Genomic DNA, 17475 nt, shown 5'->3' on the forward strand with positions numbered 1-17475 from the left:
CGGGTTCTGAACCTGTCTCGATCGTGAGGTCGTGGCCCGAGCGGTAACGGTGCAGGCATTCGCCGGACCTCCATCCGTCGAGCGCCTGCGCCGTCATATGCGAACTCGCACCATCCCCACCCACTACACCCGACCCTGGAAGCGCATGAGGCCCCATGATCTCCCGCAACGCACGCACACCCCGCACCGCCCGGACTCCGCGCTCGCGCGCCTCGAGCACCCAGAAGCACCGCCGACCCCGGGCCTGGCGTCTGTCGATCTCCGCTCTCATCACCTCCGTCATGGCGATCGCGGGCATGGGGCTCCTGGCCTACCCAACAGCGGCATCATGGATCGCCCAGTACAACCAGTCGAAGGTGACGGCCGACTACTCCGCTCAGGTCGACGACGCCCGACCCGACGCCAAGACCCAGATCGCCCAGGCGCACGCCTACAACGAGGCGCTCTCCTCCGGTGCCGTCCTGGAGGCCAACAACCACGTCCCCACCGGTGCCGGCTCGAGCTCGGACAGCTCCTTGAGCTACACCTCGATCCTCAAGGCGAATGACGAGGGGCTGATGGCCCGCCTCAAGATCCCCTCGATCTCCCTGGACCTTCCCGTCTACCACGGTACCGCCGACGACACCCTGCTCAAGGGCCTGGGACACCTGGAGGGAACCTCGTTGCCGGTCGGAGGAGCGGGCACGCGCTCGGTCATCACCGGGCACCGTGGCCTGGCCGAGGCCACCATGTTCACCAACCTGGACAAGGTCAAGGACGGCGACAGCCTCATCGTCGAGGTCTTCGGCGAGGTTCTCACCTACCGGGTCGCCAGCACGAAGGTCGTCGAGCCCGAGGAGACCGAGGCCCTGCGCGCCGAGGAGGGCAAGGACCTGCTCACCCTGGTGACCTGTACGCCTTTGGGCATCAACACCCACCGCATCCTGCTGACCGGTGAGCGCATCTACCCCACCCCCGCCGGCGACGTTGCAGCGGCCGGCAAACGGCCCGAGGTCCCCACCTTCCCCTGGTGGATCATTGCGCTGGTGGCGGGGCTGATCGTCGTCGGCCTGCACCTGTGGCGCTCGGGCTACGCAGCCGCTCGGGCCAGGGAGCGCAAGGAACGAGCCTTGGCTCTGAGGCGTGACGAGGAGCAGGAGCCGCGGCCCCAGACCTGGGAGGAGCAGATGCAGAACTGGATGGACAATGACGCCGGCGTGGAGCCCCGGCGCTGGTTCACCGACCTGCCGGTTCCACCGCAGATCTCCGAGGCGGAGAACCTGAAGCTTCTGGAGGAGATCGCGTCTCTGTCGCAGCCGTCTGGTCAATCAGATGTTCAGGAGCTCATCGACACCGCGGAGATCCCGGTAGTGAACGCGACACGCCCGAGTGCGGGTGCCAGTGGGCGGACTCACAGCATCTAGGCCCTGTCTCGGGTTCCGCTGCCCGTGCGAGCCCTGATACCGTAATCCGGCCGGCCAGGGGCGCGCTCGTGCATGCTCCTGGTTGTGCCGCCCCGGGGGTCACCCGGGATTCATTCTGACGGACCCGTTCCTCCTGAACGGGTTTCCGTGTGTCCAGACCGGTTCACCGCCTCCTGACAACGGAGCGGTGTGCGTCGCTCAGCGACACGCCCGAGCGCGTGGACCGGCCAGAAGCAAGTACAAGAGAGGTTAGGCGCCATGGCGGGACAGAAGATCCGCATCCGGCTCAAGTCCTACGACCACGAGGTCATCGACTCCTCGGCGCGCAAGATCGTCGACGTCGTGACCCGCGCTGGTGCGACGGTCGTGGGCCCGGTGCCGCTGCCGACCGAGAAGAACGTGTTCTGCGTGATCCGGTCGCCGCACAAGTACAAGGACAGCCGCGAGCACTTCGAGATGCGCACGCACAAGCGGCTGATCGACATCGTCGACCCGACGCCCAAGGCCGTCGACTCGCTCATGCGTCTCGACCTGCCCGCTGACGTCAACATCGAGATCAAGCTCTGAGGACTGCCATGACAACGCTTAACACGCCGGCTGCCGCCGCGCCTGCCAAGGCGCTGCTCGGCACCAAGCTCGGCATGACGCAGATCTGGGACGAGAACGGGGTCCTGCGCCCTGTGACCGTCGTCCGGGTCGACACCAACGTCGTGACCCAGGTCCGCACCATCGAGACCGATGGCTACGAGGCCGTTCAGCTCGCCTTCGGCGACATCGACGCCCGCAAGGTCACCAAGCCGCTCGCCGGCCACTTCGCCAAGGCCGGGGTCGCCCCCCGTCGCCACGTGGCCGAGGTCCGCACCTCCCTGGCCTCGGAGTTCACCCCCGGCCAGGAGCTGGCCGCCGACACCTTCGAGGTCGGCCAGCTGGTCGACGTCACCGGGACCTCCAAGGGCAAGGGGTTCGCCGGTGTCATGAAGCGCCACGGCTTCGCCGGTGTGGGCGCCTCCCACGGTGCTCACCGCAACCACCGCAAGCCCGGCTCCATCGGTGCCTGCGCCACCCCCGGCCGCATCTTCAAGGGCCTGCGCATGGCCGGTCGCATGGGCCACGCGCGCCGCACCGTCCAGAACCTCAAGATCCGCGGCGTCGACGTTGACAAGGGCGTTCTGCTCGTCAACGGCGCGATCCCCGGCCCCAAGGGCTCGGTCGTCGTCGTCCGCACCGCCGTGAAGGGAGCCTGAGACCATGACTGAGGCACTCACCGTCGACGTCGTCGACTCCACGGGCAAGAAGACCGGTAGCGTCGAGCTGCCCGCCGAGGTCTTCGACACCCCCCTCAACATTCCGCTCATGCACCAGGTCGTCGTCGGCCAGCTGGCCGCGGCCCGCCAGGGCACCCACGCCACCAAGACCCGCGGTGACGTCCGCGGCGGTGGCCGCAAGCCCTACCGTCAGAAGGGCACCGGTCGCGCCCGCCAGGGCTCGACCCGCGCCCCGCAGTTCGTCGGCGGTGGCACTGTCCACGGCCCCCAGCCGCGTGACTACACCCAGCGGACCCCCAAGAAGATGAAGGCCGCCGCCCTGCGCAGCGCCCTGTCCGACCGCGCCCGCAACGGCCGTGTCCACGTCATCACCGAGTTCGTCACCACCACGGTGCCCTCCACCAAGAACGCCCTGGTCGCGCTGCGCAACCTCACCGACCGCAAGGCCCTGGTGATTGTGGACCGTCAGGACGACCTGTCCAGGCTCAGCCTGCGCAACGCCCCCGAGGCGCACGTCCTGTGGGCCGACCAGCTCAACACCTACGACGTCCTCAAGTCCGACGACGTCGTCTTCACGGCCTCTGGCCTGGACGCGTTCCTGGGCAAGGGTGAGGAGGAGTCCAAGTGAGCCTCGAGAAGTCCAAGAACCCCCGCGACGTCATCATCGCGCCGGTGGTCTCCGAGAAGTCCTACGCCTGCATGGACCGTGGCCAGTACACGTTCATCGTGGCGCCGGGATCCAACAAGACCGAGATCAAGCAGGCCGTCGAGGCCATCTTCGACGTCAAGGTCTCCTCGGTGAACACCATCAACCGCAAGGGCAAGACGCACCGCACCCGTACCGGGATCGGCAAGTCCAAGGACACCCGCCGTGCGATCGTCACCCTGCGCGAGGGGACCATCGACATCTTCGGTGATGTGGCCTAGTGCGCCACGGAAGGTAAAGGACCGATATGGGAATCCGTAAGTACAAGCCCACGACCCCGGGTCGTCGCGGCTCCTCCGTGGCCGACTTCGTGGAGATCACGCGTAGCACGCCCGAGAAGTCGCTGGTGCGCCCGCTGAGCAAGTCCGGTGGACGCAACTCCTCCGGCCGCATCACCACCCGCCACAAGGGTGGCGGCCACAAGCGCGCCTACCGTCTCATCGACTTCCGTCGTCACGACAAGGACGGCGTGCCCGCCAAGGTCGCTCACATCGAGTACGACCCCAACCGCACCGCGCGCATCGCCCTGCTGCACTACGTCGACGGCGAGAAGCGCTACATCATCGCTCCGAACAAGCTCCGTCAGGGCGACGTCGTCGAGGCCGGCCCGAGCGCCGACATCAAGCCCGGCAACAACCTGCAGCTGCGTCACATCCCCACCGGTACGGTCGTCCACGCGGTCGAGCTGCGTCCCGGTGGTGGAGCCAAGATCGCCCGCAGCGCCGGTACCTCCGTCCAGCTGGTCGCCAAGGAGGGCAAGTACGCGCAGCTGCGCATGCCCTCCGGGGAGATCCGCAACGTGGAGGCCGCCTGCCGCGCCACCATCGGCGAGGTCGGCAACGCCGAGCAGTCCAACATCAACTGGGGTAAGGCCGGCCGCATGCGCTGGAAGGGCGTGCGCCCGACCGTTCGCGGTGTCGTCATGAACCCGGTGGACCACCCGCACGGTGGTGGTGAGGGCAAGACCTCCGGTGGTCGTCACCCCGTCTCGCCGTGGGGCAAGCCCGAGGGCCGCACCCGCCGTCCCAACAAGTCCAGCGACCGTCTCATCGTGCGTCGTCGTCGGACCGGCAAGAAGCGCTGATAGGAGCCTGAATCATGCCGCGTAGTCTGAAGAAGGGTCCCTTCGTCGACGACCACCTCCTCAAGAAGGTGGACGCTCAGAACGAGAAGGGCACCAAGAACGTCATCAAGACCTGGTCCCGCCGTTCGGTCATCACACCGGACTTCCTGGGGCACACCTTCGCCGTCCACGACGGTCGTAAGCACGTGCCGGTCTTCGTTACCGAGTCCATGGTGGGCCACAAGCTCGGTGAGTTCGCTCCGACCCGCACCTTCCGCGGGCACGTCAAGGACGACCGCAAGTCGCGTCGCTGACGGACGTCGGAAAGTTTGAGAGGCAGAGAACATGGAAGCCAAGGCGCAGGCCAAGTACGTGCGCTGCACGCCGATGAAGGCGCGCCGAGTCGTGGACGTCGTCCGCGGCAAGCGTGCCGTCGAGGCCGTCAACGTGCTCCGATTCGCCCCGCAGGCCGCTGCGGTGCCGGTGCGCAAGGTCCTCGAGTCCGCAATCGCCAACGCCCGGTTCAAGGCTGAGCGTGATGGTGAGCGTTTCGACGAGAACGACCTGTTCATCATCGAGGCGTTCGCCGACGAGGGTCCCACCCTGAAGCGGTTCCGTCCCCGGGCGCAGGGCCGGGCCAGCAGGATCCTGAAGCGCACCAGCCACATCACCGTCATCGTCGGGGACAAGTCCGACGCCGCAACGAAGGAAGGAGCCCGGTAATGGGGCAGAAGGTCAACCCGACCGGGTTCCGCCTGGGCATCACCACGGACCACCGCTCGCGCTGGTTCGCCGACTCCACCAAGCCCGGTCAGCGTTACCGCGACTTCGTGGAGGAGGATGTCAAGATCCGCCGCCTCATGGAGGACGGCATGGAGCGGGCCGGTATCTCCAAGGTCGACATCGAGCGCACCCGTGACCGCGTGCGCGTCGACCTGCACACCGCCCGTCCCGGCATCGTCATCGGTCGCCGCGGAGCCGAGGCCGAGCGCCTGCGCGGTCAGCTCGAGAAGCTGACCGGCAAGCAGGTCCAGCTCAACATCCTCGAGGTCAAGAGCCCCGACCTGGACGCCCAGCTGGTCGCCCAGGGCATCGCCGAGCAGCTCGCCTCCCGCGTGTCCTTCCGCCGCGCGATGCGCAAGGGCATGCAGTCCGCGATGCGTGCCGGCGCCAAGGGCATCCGAGTCCAGTGCTCCGGCCGCCTGGGCGGCGCCGAGATGAGCCGCAGCGAGTTCTACCGCGAGGGGCGCGTGCCGCTGCACACCCTGCGCGCGAACATCGACTACGGCTTCTACGAGGCCAAGACCACCTTCGGCCGCCTCGGCGTCAAGGTGTGGATCTACAAGGGCGACATCACCGAGCGCGAGTTCGCCCGCCAGCAGGCCGAGTCCGGCTCCCGTGGCCGGGGCCGGGGCGAGCGCCGCGGCGGCCGTCGTGGCGACCGCGGCGAGCGCGGTTCGCGTCAGAACACCGAGCAGCAGCAGGCCGCCGAGCAGACGCCGGCCGCCGAGACCGCTGCCGCAGACCAGGGAACGGAGGCCTGAGCCGTGCTCATTCCCCGCCGGACCAAGTTCCGCAAGCAGCACCGCCCGCACCGCACGGGCCTTTCCAAGGGCGGCAACCAGATCGCCTTCGGTGAGTACGGCATCCAGGCTCTCGAGCCCGCCTACATCACCAACCGCCAGATCGAGGCGGCCCGTATCGCCATGACCCGCCACATCAAGCGTGGCGGCAAGGTGTGGATCAACATCTTCCCGGACCGCCCCCTGACCAAGAAGCCCGCCGAGACCCGTATGGGTTCCGGTAAGGGTGCACCCGAGTGGTGGATCGCCAACGTCAAGCCCGGACGCATCCTGTTCGAGCTCGGCGGTGTCGACGAGGCCCTCGCCCGCGAGGCCATGCGCCGCGCACAGCACAAGCTTCCGATGAAGACCCGTTTCGTGACTCGTGAGGGTGGTGACGTCTGATGGCAATCGGTTCCAAGGGCCTGGCCCCCACCGACCTCGACGGCATGGACAATGAGCGCCTCGCCGAGGAGCTCTCCAAGGCCAAGGCCGAGCTGTTCAACCTCCGGTTCGCCTCCGCGACCGGCCAGCTCGAGGACCACGGACGTCTCAAGGCTGTGCGTCGCGACATCGCCCGTATCTACACGATCGTGCGCGAGCGTGAGCTCGGTATTCGCACCGCCCCGAGCACGGAGGAGTCCAAGTGAGCGAGCAGACCAGCACCGAGAACGTCGAGCAGTCCACCGAGCGCCCCCAGCGCAAGGTGCGTCGTGGCTACGTCGTCTCCGACAAGATGGACAAGACGGTTGTCGTCCTCGTCGAGGAGCGCTACAAGCACTCCCTGTACGGCAAGGTCCTCCGTCGCTCCAAGAAGGTCAAGGTCCACGACGAGAACAACGAGGCCGGCGTCGGCGATCTCGTCTCCATCATGGAGACCCGCCCGCTGAGCGCCACCAAGCACTTCCGCCTCCTGGAGATCCTCGAGCGCGCCAAGTGACCCTCGGCTGAACGCCGCCTTCGACGACGTCGAGACGGCATCCGACGCCGCAGCCTCCCGCCCGGGAGGCTGCGGCGTCGTTGTTGTTGACCACAGGCCTTCACGTACGACTGCGACGACTGCCCGCAGAAGACTGGTGGGGCGGGTGCCGTTGGTGCCCAGCGGCTCTCCTCCTGTTCGGTTCTGGCTGCGTACCTTGAAGGAATCGTGTCAGTAGGCGGTGTGGACGCGAGCGACTCGGGACGCGGACGCCCTGTGGTGCCCGACGGCGCCCCGCCGGTACGCGGCTCTACATGAGGTCGGGGTGGTATGTCGTGTCTCCTCACTTCTGAGACATGTGAGTGTCATGGCTTCTGAGGCGCGGGCAGGGAGGGCTGCCGGGGGGTGCGAGGCCTGACCGACGCCCGATGCCACCGCTGGGGCACCGGCAGGTCGGGGCCCTGTGAGTCCCCGATGAAGAGGACATCGCCGCCCCGGCCATCGGGGCCGGCGGCAGGTCGGAGTCTTCGATCTTCTGGCCAGGGTAATGAGCATGTCGAGCCCTGCACCCAGACGCGACTCTGGCCGGCGCAGCGCACTGACCGCAGGCCGGCTGCGGGAGCCTGCATACCCTCGAGGACGTACTTTTGCCTCCAGGACTGCGTTGTCTCGCAAATGACTACGGGTAGATCCCAGTATTCTGCGGGAAAACGCAGTCCCCAAACGGAAAGTACGTCCTCGACGCGAACCGCAGTCACCAACGCATCAGCGGAACAGCCCGAGCCGCTCTCGCCTCATCGGACTCTGTCGACGCCGTCTGCGGCCCGAGCCCCTCTCAGGTCGGCTAATGCACGAGGGTGGGTTTGTACTGGCCAGGGGTTGTCCGTACTGCACGAGACCCCGACCCCCGTGGAGTACACCCACCTGTCGGCCAGTGGCCTCCATACCTCGTGCAGTAGCGTTTAGCCTCCGCTGGGAGCGCTCTGTGGCGTTGCCCTGCTTGCAGGTCGCTGGGTCTGCGACGACGTCGGCCACCACCTTCGGCATCGATGCCGGAGGTCCGGGAAAAGCCGGTGAGCAAAGGCACAGGGCGGGGTGGTCATCTCAGGTACCGCTTGATGCGGCGGCTGGACTAGGCTAATGGAGTTGCGCGCGCCCTCGGTGCGCCCGGCAGAGACCTCGTGCAGCCTGCGCCTGTGTCTGTCGGGGGAGCGTACCGCGGACATCCCCTCATCCCTGGGTCGGCCTCGTGCGGCCTGCGGCCGGGGGAGACGTGTGCAAGACCAGAAGAACGTTCGGCCAGGCTCGGGAGCTTCCTGAGAACCGGCTCGACGACAGGAGAACACTCAATGATCCAGCAGGAGTCGCGACTGAAGGTCGCCGACAACACCGGTGCCAAGGAGATCCTTTGCATCCGTGTTCTCGGTGGATCGGGTCGGCGCTATGCGGGTATCGGCGACACGATCGTCGCCACCGTCAAGGACGCCATTCCCGGCGGCAACGTGAAGAAGGGCGAGGTCGTCAAGGCCGTCGTCGTGCGTGCCCGCAAGGAGCGTCGTCGTCCCGACGGCTCGTACATCCGCTTCGACGAGAACGCCGCCGTCATCCTCAAGAACGACGGGGAGCCGCGCGGTACGCGCATCTTCGGCCCCGTCGGCCGTGAGCTTCGCGAGAAGAAGTTCATGCGCATCGTCTCGCTCGCCCCGGAGGTGATCTGAACATGGCACGCATCAAGAAGGGCGACCAGGTCATCGTCATCGCCGGTAAGGACAAGGGCAAGACCGGCCGCGTCCTGGAGGTCCTCAAAGACACCGACCGTGTCATCGTCGAGGGCGTCCAGCGCGTTACCAAGCACACCAAGGTGGGGCAGTCCCAGCAGGGCGCCCGCACCGGCGGCATCGAGACCGTTGAGGCGCCCATCCACGCCTCCAACGTCATGCTCGTCGACCCCAAGACCAAGAAGCGCACCCGCGTGGGCTTCCGCGTCGAGGAGGGCGTGCGTCCCAACGGCCGCAAGCGCACCGTCCGCGTGCGCTACGCCAAGAAGAGCGGGGAGGACCTGTGACCATGGCTGACAAGACCACCCCCCGTCTCAAGACGAAGTACACCGAGGAGGTGCGCCCCGCCCTGCTCAAGGAGTTCCAGCACAGCAACGTGATGGAGGTCGGGCGCGTCGTCAAGGTCGTCGTCAACATGGGTGTGGGCGAGGCCGCCCACGACTCCAAGATGATCGAGGGCGCCGTGCGCGACCTCGCCGCCATCACGGGTCAGAAGCCCCAGGTCACCCGGGCCCGCAAGTCCATCGCGCAGTTCAAGCTGCGCGAGGGCATGCCGATCGGCGCGCACTCCACGCTGCGCGGCGACCGCATGTGGGAGTTCCTGGACCGTCTGGTGTCGATCTCCCTGCCCCGCATCCGCGACTTCCGCGGTCTGAGCCCCAAGCAGTTCGACGGGAACGGCAACTACACCTTCGGTCTGACCGAGCAGGCCGTCTTCCACGAGATCGACCAGGACCAGATCGACCGCGTCCGCGGCATGGACATCACCGTGGTGACCACGGCCAAGACCGACGAGGAGGCCCGCTCGCTGCTCAAGCAGCTCGGCTTCCCCTTCAAGGAGAAGTGACATGGCGAAGACCGCTCTGATTGAGAAGGCGAACCGCAAGCCCAAGTTCGGTGTCCGTGCCTACACGCGCTGCCAGCGCTGCGGCCGCCCGCACTCGGTGTACCGCAAGTTCGGCCTGTGCCGTATCTGCCTGCGTGAGATGGCCCTTCGCGGCGAGCTCCCGGGCGTGAGCAAGTCCAGCTGGTAAGAACTTACGTCGCAGGTCCGGTAAGGAAACCACGACGAGGAAGGGCTAAGGCCCACTCATGACAATGACAGACCCCATCGCAGACATGCTGACCCGTCTGCGCAACGCAAACAGCGCCTACCACGACACCGTGTCGATGCCGTCGAGCAAGCTCAAGGTGAACATCGCTGAGATGCTCAAGTCCGAGGGCTACATCGCCGGCTACGAGGTCACGGACGCCGAGGTCGGCAAGACGCTCACGCTGAGCCTCAAGTACGGAGCCAACCGCCAGCGGGCCATCCAGGGCCTGCGCCGGATCTCCAAGCCCGGCCTGCGCGTCTACGCCAAGTCCACCAACCTGCCCAAGGTCCTCGGCGGCCTGGGAGTGGCGATCCTGTCCACCTCCTCCGGCCTCCTGACCGACAAGCAGGCCGAGTCGCGTGGCGTGGGCGGCGAAGTCCTCGCCTACGTCTGGTAAGAGAAGGAACGGAGGAAAACCATGTCTCGTATTGGACGGCTCCCCGTTCCGGTTCCCGCCGGAGTGGACGTCACCATCGACGGCCAGGACGTGACGGTCAAGGGCCCCAAGGGCACCCTGTCCCGCACGATCAGCGAGCCCCTGAGCGTCACCCGCCAGGAGGACGGCTCCATTCTGGTCACGCGTCCCGACGACGAGCGCCGCTCGCGCTCGCTGCACGGACTGTCGCGCACCCTCATCAACAACATGGTGATCGGCGTCACCGAGGGCTACTCCAGGCAGCTCGAGATCGTCGGCACCGGTTACCGCGTCGCCGCCAAGGGCCAGGGCATCGAGCTCTCCCTCGGCTTCTCCCACACCGTGACCGTCGAGCCCCCCGAGGGCATCACCTTCACGGTCGACGGCAACCTGAAGATCACCGTCTCCGGTATCTCCAAGGAGCAGGTCGGCGAGGTCGCGGCGAACATCCGCAAGATCCGCCCGCCGGAGCCTTACAAGGGCAAGGGCGTGCGCTACGCCGGCGAGAACGTGCGCCGCAAGGTCGGAAAGGCTGGTAAGTGACCATGGCTTACTCGATCAAGAGGGGCAAGGGCAACCCCCGCGCCATCGCCCGCAAGATCCGCCACCAGCGCGTGCGCAAGCACATCTCCGGCACGCCCGAGCGTCCCCGCCTGGTGGTCACCCGGTCCAACCGCCACATGGTGGCTCAGGTCGTGGACGACACCATCGGCCACACGCTGTGCGCTGCCTCCACTCTGGAGGAGGCCGCCAAGGGCGTCGAGGGCCACAAGGTGGGCGCCGCCCGCAAGGTCGGCGAGCTCATCGCCGAGCGCGCCAAGGCGCTGGGCATCGAGACAGTCGTGTTCGACCGCGGCGGCAACAAGTACCACGGCCGTGTCGCGGCCGTCGCCGAGGGCGCCCGCGAGGGCGGCCTGAAGCTGTGAGCACTAAGACGACGAGAAAGCAGAGGAACATCTGATGGCTGCACCGCAGCGAGACAGGTCCGCGTCGTCCGACGGCTCGGCCCAGCGCGAGAACGACGAGCGCCGGGGCGAGGGCCGCGGCCGCCGCGACCGCAACAACGACCGCCGCGACCGTGGTCGCGGCAACGACGACAAGTACATCGAGCGCGTCGTCACCATCAACCGCGTGTCCAAGGTCGTCAAGGGCGGCCGCCGCTTCACCTTCACGGCCCTCGTGGTCGTCGGTGACGGTGAGGGCACCGTCGGCGTGGGCTACGGCAAGGCGAAGGAGGTTCCCGCCGCCATTGCCAAGGCCGTCGAGATCGCGAAGAAGAACTTCTTCCACGTCCCGATGATCCGCCGCACCATCCCGCACCTGGTCCAGGGCGAGGACTCCGCCGGAGTCGTCCTCCTGCGTCCGGCTTCCCCCGGTACCGGTGTTATCGCCGGCGGTCCGGTGCGCGCCGTGCTGGACTGCGCCGGTGTCCACGACATCCTGTCCAAGTCACTGGGCTCCTCCAACGCGATCAACATCGTGCACGCCACGGTGGACGCTCTCAAGCAGCTTGAGCAGCCCGAGGCCGTCGCGGCCCGTCGTGGCCTGCCTCTGGAGGACGTCGCCCCGCAGTCCATGCTGCGGGCCCGCGCCGAGGGCGAGGCCGACAAGCGCGCCCAGGCCGAGAAGCAGGAGGCCGAGAAGGCCGCTGAAGGAGTGGGTGCGTGATGGCTGAGTCCGCATCGAAGCAGATGACCAAGCAGCTCAAGGTCACTCAGATTCGCTCTGGCATCGGGGGCACCCACCGCCAGCGCGAGTCCCTCAAGACCCTGGGTCTGCGCAAGATCCGCCAGTCCGTCGTGCGTGAGGACACCCCCAGCGTGCGCGGCCTGATTGCCACGGTGCACCACCTGGTCACCGTTGAGGAGGTCTGAGATGGCTGACACCGAGAACACGCAGGAGGAGAAGGTGCGCGTCGTCAAGCTGCACCACCTGCGTCCCGCCCCCGGCGCCAAGAAGGCCAAGACCCGTGTGGGTCGTGGTGAGGCGTCCAAGGGTAAGACCGCCGGTCGCGGTACCAAGGGCACCAAGGCTCGTTACCAGGTCCGCCCTGGTTTCGAGGGTGGCCAGATGCCGCTGCACATGCGTCTTCCCAAGCTGCGCGGCTTCCGTAACCCCAACCGTGTCGAGTACCAGCCCGTGAACGTCGGCCGCATCGCCGAGCTGTTCCCCGAGGGCGGCACGGTGACCGTGGAGGACCTCGTCGCCAAGGGCGCGGTTCGCAAGAACCAGCTCGTCAAGGTCCTCGGCGGCGGCGACGTCACCGTGGCCCTGACGCTCATGGCCGACGCCTGGTCCAGCTCCGCCAAGGAGAAGATCGAGGCCGCCGGCGGCACTATCGCCACGCGCTGAGCATCCGGCGTTCCGGTGGGGGAATGAACCCCGCTGAGAAACGACGCCGGCGAGTAGCGAGCAGCTGCAGACCCCGGTGGTCCAGGGAAACCTGGACTGCCGGGGTTTGTCGTGCCCCGACGTCGAGCTCCAGGGGAGATGACCTCCTTCCGGCATGGAGGTGCGCTGAGTCACCCGACGACGCAGAACAGGGGAGGGACGTGATAAAACCCGCACCCCATCGGCGTTGCAAGGCTGTCTCAGCGCCCAGGCCGGGGCCTCGGCGGGGTACTCTGGACCGGGCGCAGTCCCCCTGCGCTCCTCCTTGCTGCGTGCAAGACCGAACCCAACCCCGAGTCCACAGGAGATCGAGTGCTCAGCGCGTTCACCCAGGCGTTCAGAACGCCAGACCTCAGGGCGAAGCTGCTCTTTACCCTTGGCATCATGGCCCTCTTCCGGCTCGGGTCGATCCTGCCGGCCCCCGGTGTCAACCTGGCCAATGTCAAGGCCTGCATCGGCGAGTCCCAGGACCAGGGCCTGCTCAGCCTCGTCAACGTCTTCTCCGGTGGTGCGCTGCTCCAGCTGAGCGTCTTCGCGCTCGGGATCATGCCCTACATCACCGCCTCCATCATCATCCAGCTCCTGCGGGTGGTCATCCCCCGCTTCGAGGAGCTCCACAAGGAGGGGCAGGCGGGCACCGCCAAGCTCACCGAGTACACCCGCTACCTCACCATCGGCCTGGGGCTCCTCCAGTCCAGCACCATCGTGGCCACGGCCTCCAGCGGCCGCCTCTTCCCCGGCTGCACCCACGAGATCATTCCCGGCGGCTCGGTCCTCACGATGCTGCTCATGGTCATCACCATGACCGCCGGTACCGGCCTCATCATGTGGCTGGGCGAGCTCATCACCGAGCGCGGCATCGGCAACGGCATGTCGCTGCTGATCTTCACCTCGATCGTGGCCCAGTTCCCCTCCAACATGTTCTCCATCGCCGGCGGCAACGGCGGCGCGGCCAAGTTCCTCATCGTCGTGGGCGTCGTCCTGGCGGCGACCCTCGCCGTCGTGTACATCGAGCAGGCCCAGCGACGCATCCCCGTGCAGTACGCCAAGCGGATGATCGGGCGCCGTCAGTACGGCGGCTCGACCACTTACATCCCGGTCAAGATCAACACCGCCGGCGTCATCCCGGTCATCTTCGCCTCCTCGATCCTGGCCATGCCTCAGCTCGTCTCCAGCTTCGCCAGCCCCACGAGCAAGTGGGTGCAGTGGATCATGACCCACCTGCAGCAGACGCACCCGATCTACCTGACCGCCTATGGGATCCTCATCCTGTGCTTCGCCTTCTTCTACACGGCCATCACCTTCGACGCCGAGGAGATCGCGGACAACATGAAGCGCTACGGCGGCTTCATCCCGGGCATTCGTGCCGGCGAGCCCACCGTGCGCTACCTGTCCTACGTCATCAACCGCATCACGACGGCGGGCTCCATCTACCTGGTGGTCCTCGCCCTCATCCCGACACTTGCCGTGATCTGGCTGGACCTGTCCCAGCACCTGCCCTTCGGCGGAACCACGATCCTCATCATGGTGGGTGTGGGCCTCCAGACGGTCAAGGAAGTCAACTCCCAGCTGCAGCAGCGCCACTACGAAGGGTTCTTGTCATGAGCGCACGCATGGTTCTCCTCGGTCCCCCCGGAGCGGGCAAGGGCACTCAGGCCGCACGGATCGCCGAGCGCCTCGGCATCCCGGCCATCTCCACCGGTGACATCTTCCGCGCCAACGTCGCCGGCGCCACCGAGCTCGGTACTCAGGCCAAGGCCTACATGGACAAGGGAGAGTACGTTCCCGACTCCATCACCAACGCCATGGTGGCCGACCGCATCGCCCAGAACGACTGCGTGGCCGGCTTCCTCCTGGACGGCTATCCGCGTACCACCGCCCAGGTCGGCGAGCTCGACTCCATGCTGGAGGCCTCCGGTCTCGCCCTCGACGTCGTCGTCGAGATCACGGCCGACGCCGAGGCCGTCATCGCCCGGCTGCTCAAGCGGGCCGGCGAGCAGGGGCGCGCCGACGACACCGAGCCCGTCATCCGCCACCGCCTCGAGGTCTACGCCGAGTCCACCGCGCCTTTGGCGGGCATCTACGCCGAGCGCGGCCTGCTCGTCCAGGTCGACGGCATGGGCGAGATCGACGTCGTCACCGGCCGCATCCTCGAGGCCCTCGCCGCACGCGGCATCACCGGCTCCTGAGGCCCGGCCTCACCGGCGGGTCGTCTGCTCACGCGGACGGCCCGCCTCCGCATGCTCCGACCCGTCCCGGTGCTCGCCGGCCTCTGCCGGCGCTCCCCGGAACCCGCCGGCAGTCTCATTTCCCTCCACGCGACCACAGGAGGCAGCGTGCTCTCACGCGAGCAGATTCAGATCAAGACGCCCGAGCAGGTCCGCCTCATGCGCCAGGCCGGACTCGTCGTCGCCGACATCCACTCCGCCCTGCGCGAGGCGGTGCGCGCCGGGATCACCACCGGTGAGCTCGATGCCGTCTCAGCCGGCGTCATCGAGGCCGCCGGCGCCCACTCGAACTTCCTGGGCTATCACGACTACCCGGCCACCGTGTGCATCTCCGTCAACGACGAGGTGGTCCATGGCATCCCCGGCGAACGTGTCCTGGCCGACGGCGACCTCGTCACCTTCGACTGCGGCGCCTACGTCGTCGACGACGACGGCACCCAGTGGCACGGGGACGCCGCCTTCACCACCGTCGTCGGCGGGACGTACCGCAGTGAGACCGACCGACTCGTGGACACCACCACCCGTGAGGCCCTGTGGGCGGCCATCGCCGCCGTCGCCCGCGCCGCCGCGGAGAAGGGAAGTGGACGCGAGCTGCGCCTCAACGCCGTCGGCGACGCCGTCGAGGCCGTGGTGGCCGCGGCCGCCGAGCGCGAGGGGCACAAGCTGGGGATCCTCCAGGAGTACGTCGGCCACGGCATCGGCACGAGCATGCACATGGCCCCCGACGTCCTCAACTACTCGGTCAAGCGACGCGGGCCGCGGCTGCGGCCTGGCATGGTGCTGGCCATCGAGCCCATGCTCACCGCCGGTAGCCCGGTCACGCGCGAGCTCGACGACGGCTGGACCGTCGTCACCCAGGACGGCTCCCACGCCGCCCAGTGGGAGCACACCGTGGCGATCGTCCCCGGCGGCGTCTGGGTCCTCACCGCGCCGGACGGCGGTGCCGAGGGGCTGGCCGCCCACGGCATAGAGCCCAGGCCACTGAGCTGACCGGCGGCCAAGACGCCGGTGTGTCGGGAAACACCGCGTCATCTCGCTATCTGGCATGGTGAAGCCCAGGCCGCCTGCCGTAAAGTTATCCGCTGGACGCGCGTCCGTCGATGACGTATGCCCTCATGTCGCAACCGAGCTCCTGGCCTCAGGGGCTCACCTGTGGTAGGGCCCCTGCAACGGCGAGCGCGACCGCCCGTCGACGTCGTCGTCGGGATGAACTCGAGCGAGAAAGCACCGATGGAGGAACATGGCTAAGAAGGACGGAGTCATCGAGGTCGAGGGATCGGTCGTCGAGGCCCTTCCGAACGCGATGTTCCGGGTGGAGCTGAGCAACGGGCACGTCGTGCTCGCGCACATCTCCGGAAAGATGCGGCAGCACTACATCCGCATCCTCCCCGAGGACCGGGTGGTCGTGGAGCTGAGCCCCTACGACCTCTCCCGCGGCCGAATCGTCTACCGGTACAAGTGACATGTCGGCTCCTAGAGCCGGCGGAGGAACATCATGAAGGTCAAGCCGAGCGTCAAGAAGATCTGTGACAGCTGCAAGGTGATTCGTCGCCACGGCCGCGTCATGGTCATCTGCGAGAACCCGCGGCACAAGCAGCGTCAGGGCTGAGGCCCCGGCGCAGGGCCGCCCAGAGAGCTGGACGGTCCTTTCCAGCACCCATCCCAGCGCACCCGCACCGCGGGTCCACAACCCCCGGTTCTCGGAGGCCGGGGCCACCAGGCGAGGTGGGGGAGATGGGTGACGACCTCCGGGAGCACACAGGAGAACCACACCGTGGCACGCATTTCCGGTGTCGACCTGCCTCGCGAGAAGCGAGTCGAGGTCGCACTCACCTACATCTTCGGGATCGGACGCACCCGCGCGGACGAGACCCTGAAGGCGACGGGCGTCAACCCCGACACCCGCGTCAAGGACCTCACCGAGGAGGAGCTGGTCAAGCTCCGCACCCACATCGACGGCAATTACCAGGTTGAGGGTGATCTGCGTCGTGAGGTTCAGGCGGACATCCGCCGCAAGATCGAGATCGGCTGCTACCAGGGCCTGCGCCACCGCCGTCACCTGCCGGTGCACGGCCAGCGCACCAAGACCAACGCGCGTACTCGCAAGGGCCCCAAGCGCACCGTGGCCGGTAAGAAGAAGGCCAAGTAAGCAGCAGCTCGCCCCCCGCACAGCTCGGGGTGCAGTGACGACCTCATCACGAAGAAGGAAGAATGCCTCCCAAGACCCGCGCCGCCGCGCGCAAGACGCGCCGCAAGGACCGCAAGAACGTTACCCACGGTCACGCCTACATCAAGTCCACCTTCAACAACACCATCGTCTCCCTGACGGACCCGCAGGGTGCCGTCATCGCCTGGTGCTCCTCCGGCCAGGTCGGCTTCAAGGGCTCGCGCAAGTCGACCCCCTACGCCGCCCAGCTGGCCGCCGAGTCCGCTGCCCGGCGCGCCCAGGAGCACGGCATGAAGAAGGTTGACGTCTTCGTCAAGGGCCCCGGCTCCGGCCGCGAGACCGCGATCCGCTCCCTCCAGGCCGCCGGCCTCGAGGTCGGCTCGATCACCGACGTCACCCCCCAGGCCTTCAACGGCTGCCGCCCGCCCAAGCGCCGCCGCGTCTGAGGCTTCACGGGACGACGGCGCAGCCGGTGCTGCGTCGT

Annotated in this window: 29 protein-coding genes; all 29 read left to right on the plus strand. The window is 67.5% G+C overall.

Translation table 11 applies throughout. The annotated features are described in order from the left end of the window. Positions 1-155 precede the first annotated feature (155 nt). The 29 genes from BQ8008_RS01055 (at position 156) to rpsK (ending at position 17437) form a co-directional block, all read left to right on the plus strand. Positions 156-1403, plus strand: coding sequence for a class C sortase (locus tag BQ8008_RS01055; protein ID WP_108832434.1), 1248 nt, complete (start codon positions 156-158; stop codon positions 1401-1403). A gap of 258 nt (positions 1404-1661) precedes the next feature. Beyond that, on the plus strand, positions 1662-1970 hold the full coding sequence (rpsJ, locus tag BQ8008_RS01060) for a 30S ribosomal protein S10 (protein WP_003786051.1): 309 nt from the start codon (positions 1662-1664) through the stop codon (positions 1968-1970). 8 nt (positions 1971-1978) lie between these two features. Then, the gene (rplC, locus tag BQ8008_RS01065; RefSeq protein ID WP_108832435.1) at positions 1979-2647 is read left to right on the plus strand and encodes a 50S ribosomal protein L3; all 669 of its coding nucleotides are present in this window, start codon (positions 1979-1981) and stop codon (positions 2645-2647) included. Positions 2648-2651: 4 nt separating this feature from the next. Beyond that, positions 2652-3296, plus strand: a complete 645-nt coding sequence (gene rplD, locus BQ8008_RS01070) for a 50S ribosomal protein L4 (RefSeq protein WP_108832436.1) — start codon at positions 2652-2654, stop codon at positions 3294-3296. Beyond that, complete coding sequence (gene rplW / locus BQ8008_RS01075; protein ID WP_003786064.1) at positions 3293-3595, plus strand: 50S ribosomal protein L23; 303 nt, start codon at positions 3293-3295, stop codon at positions 3593-3595. Before rplD ends, rplW begins: the two co-directional genes overlap by 4 nt. Before the next feature lie 26 nt (positions 3596-3621). Continuing rightward, the gene (gene rplB, locus BQ8008_RS01080) at positions 3622-4458 is read left to right on the plus strand and encodes a 50S ribosomal protein L2 (protein WP_009397492.1); all 837 of its coding nucleotides are present in this window, start codon (positions 3622-3624) and stop codon (positions 4456-4458) included. A gap of 14 nt (positions 4459-4472) precedes the next feature. Further along, complete coding sequence (rpsS, locus tag BQ8008_RS01085) at positions 4473-4751, plus strand: 30S ribosomal protein S19 (RefSeq protein WP_003786073.1); 279 nt, start codon at positions 4473-4475, stop codon at positions 4749-4751. Between the two features lie 31 nt (positions 4752-4782). Continuing rightward, the gene (gene rplV / locus BQ8008_RS01090) at positions 4783-5160 is read left to right on the plus strand and encodes a 50S ribosomal protein L22 (RefSeq protein ID WP_003789298.1); all 378 of its coding nucleotides are present in this window, start codon (positions 4783-4785) and stop codon (positions 5158-5160) included. After that, on the plus strand, positions 5160-5981 hold the full coding sequence (gene rpsC / locus BQ8008_RS01095) for a 30S ribosomal protein S3 (RefSeq protein ID WP_003789299.1): 822 nt from the start codon (positions 5160-5162) through the stop codon (positions 5979-5981). The genes rplV and rpsC overlap by 1 nt, the downstream gene beginning before the upstream one ends. Before the next feature lie 3 nt (positions 5982-5984). Continuing rightward, the gene (gene rplP / locus BQ8008_RS01100) at positions 5985-6404 is read left to right on the plus strand and encodes a 50S ribosomal protein L16 (protein ID WP_003781881.1); all 420 of its coding nucleotides are present in this window, start codon (positions 5985-5987) and stop codon (positions 6402-6404) included. Next, on the plus strand, positions 6404-6649 hold the full coding sequence (gene rpmC, locus BQ8008_RS01105) for a 50S ribosomal protein L29 (RefSeq protein WP_108832437.1): 246 nt from the start codon (positions 6404-6406) through the stop codon (positions 6647-6649). The genes rplP and rpmC overlap by 1 nt, the downstream gene beginning before the upstream one ends. After that, positions 6646-6939, plus strand: a complete 294-nt coding sequence (gene rpsQ / locus BQ8008_RS01110; RefSeq protein WP_003789301.1) for a 30S ribosomal protein S17 — start codon at positions 6646-6648, stop codon at positions 6937-6939. The genes rpmC and rpsQ overlap by 4 nt, the downstream gene beginning before the upstream one ends. A gap of 1328 nt (positions 6940-8267) precedes the next feature. After that, the gene (gene rplN / locus BQ8008_RS01115) at positions 8268-8636 is read left to right on the plus strand and encodes a 50S ribosomal protein L14 (RefSeq protein ID WP_003781898.1); all 369 of its coding nucleotides are present in this window, start codon (positions 8268-8270) and stop codon (positions 8634-8636) included. 2 nt (positions 8637-8638) lie between these two features. Continuing rightward, positions 8639-8983, plus strand: a complete 345-nt coding sequence (gene rplX, locus BQ8008_RS01120; RefSeq protein WP_108832438.1) for a 50S ribosomal protein L24 — start codon at positions 8639-8641, stop codon at positions 8981-8983. A gap of 2 nt (positions 8984-8985) precedes the next feature. Further along, on the plus strand, positions 8986-9543 hold the full coding sequence (rplE, locus tag BQ8008_RS01125) for a 50S ribosomal protein L5 (protein ID WP_108832439.1): 558 nt from the start codon (positions 8986-8988) through the stop codon (positions 9541-9543). Position 9544: 1 nt separating this feature from the next. Next, positions 9545-9730 carry a type Z 30S ribosomal protein S14 gene (locus BQ8008_RS01130; RefSeq protein ID WP_003781856.1) on the plus strand — a complete coding sequence of 62 codons (186 nt, stop codon included), beginning with the start codon at positions 9545-9547 and terminating at the stop codon, positions 9728-9730. A gap of 58 nt (positions 9731-9788) precedes the next feature. Continuing rightward, positions 9789-10187: a 30S ribosomal protein S8 gene (rpsH, locus tag BQ8008_RS01135; protein WP_003781870.1), complete on the plus strand. Its 399-nt coding sequence runs from the start codon at positions 9789-9791 to the stop codon at positions 10185-10187. Positions 10188-10208: 21 nt separating this feature from the next. Further along, positions 10209-10748, plus strand: a complete 540-nt coding sequence (gene rplF / locus BQ8008_RS01140; protein ID WP_108832440.1) for a 50S ribosomal protein L6 — start codon at positions 10209-10211, stop codon at positions 10746-10748. A 2-nt stretch (positions 10749-10750) separates the two neighbouring features. Further along, positions 10751-11131, plus strand: a complete 381-nt coding sequence (gene rplR / locus BQ8008_RS01145; RefSeq protein WP_108834540.1) for a 50S ribosomal protein L18 — start codon at positions 10751-10753, stop codon at positions 11129-11131. A 34-nt stretch (positions 11132-11165) separates the two neighbouring features. Continuing rightward, positions 11166-11873 (plus strand): 30S ribosomal protein S5, encoded by a 708-nt coding sequence (gene rpsE / locus BQ8008_RS01150; protein ID WP_003781868.1) that lies wholly within the window; start codon positions 11166-11168, stop codon positions 11871-11873. Then, positions 11873-12079 carry a 50S ribosomal protein L30 gene (gene rpmD / locus BQ8008_RS01155; RefSeq protein WP_009403599.1) on the plus strand — a complete coding sequence of 69 codons (207 nt, stop codon included), beginning with the start codon at positions 11873-11875 and terminating at the stop codon, positions 12077-12079. The genes rpsE and rpmD overlap by 1 nt, the downstream gene beginning before the upstream one ends. Before the next feature lies 1 nt (position 12080). Continuing rightward, the gene (gene rplO / locus BQ8008_RS01160; RefSeq protein WP_108832441.1) at positions 12081-12557 is read left to right on the plus strand and encodes a 50S ribosomal protein L15; all 477 of its coding nucleotides are present in this window, start codon (positions 12081-12083) and stop codon (positions 12555-12557) included. 351 nt (positions 12558-12908) lie between these two features. Then, complete coding sequence (secY, locus tag BQ8008_RS01165) at positions 12909-14201, plus strand: preprotein translocase subunit SecY (RefSeq protein WP_108832442.1); 1293 nt, start codon at positions 12909-12911, stop codon at positions 14199-14201. Further along, the gene (locus tag BQ8008_RS01170) at positions 14198-14785 is read left to right on the plus strand and encodes an adenylate kinase (protein WP_199907910.1); all 588 of its coding nucleotides are present in this window, start codon (positions 14198-14200) and stop codon (positions 14783-14785) included. Before secY ends, BQ8008_RS01170 begins: the two co-directional genes overlap by 4 nt. Positions 14786-14932: 147 nt before the next feature. Continuing rightward, complete coding sequence (gene map / locus BQ8008_RS01175) at positions 14933-15814, plus strand: type I methionyl aminopeptidase (RefSeq protein ID WP_108832444.1); 882 nt, start codon at positions 14933-14935, stop codon at positions 15812-15814. Positions 15815-16064: 250 nt separating this feature from the next. Beyond that, on the plus strand, positions 16065-16286 hold the full coding sequence (gene infA, locus BQ8008_RS01180; protein ID WP_003781847.1) for a translation initiation factor IF-1: 222 nt from the start codon (positions 16065-16067) through the stop codon (positions 16284-16286). A 33-nt stretch (positions 16287-16319) separates the two neighbouring features. Next, the gene (gene rpmJ / locus BQ8008_RS01185; RefSeq protein ID WP_003781903.1) at positions 16320-16433 is read left to right on the plus strand and encodes a 50S ribosomal protein L36; all 114 of its coding nucleotides are present in this window, start codon (positions 16320-16322) and stop codon (positions 16431-16433) included. Between the two features lie 165 nt (positions 16434-16598). Then, a complete protein-coding gene (gene rpsM, locus BQ8008_RS01190) occupies positions 16599-16973 on the plus strand; it encodes a 30S ribosomal protein S13 (protein WP_070661560.1) in 375 nt (124 codons plus the stop codon). 62 nt (positions 16974-17035) lie between these two features. Continuing rightward, the gene (rpsK, locus tag BQ8008_RS01195; RefSeq protein ID WP_009403616.1) at positions 17036-17437 is read left to right on the plus strand and encodes a 30S ribosomal protein S11; all 402 of its coding nucleotides are present in this window, start codon (positions 17036-17038) and stop codon (positions 17435-17437) included. Positions 17438-17475: the final 38 nt, after the last annotated feature.

The sequence above is a fragment of the Actinomyces sp. Marseille-P3109 genome, assembly GCF_900323545.1.
Lineage (GTDB): Bacteria > Actinomycetota > Actinomycetes > Actinomycetales > Actinomycetaceae > Actinomyces.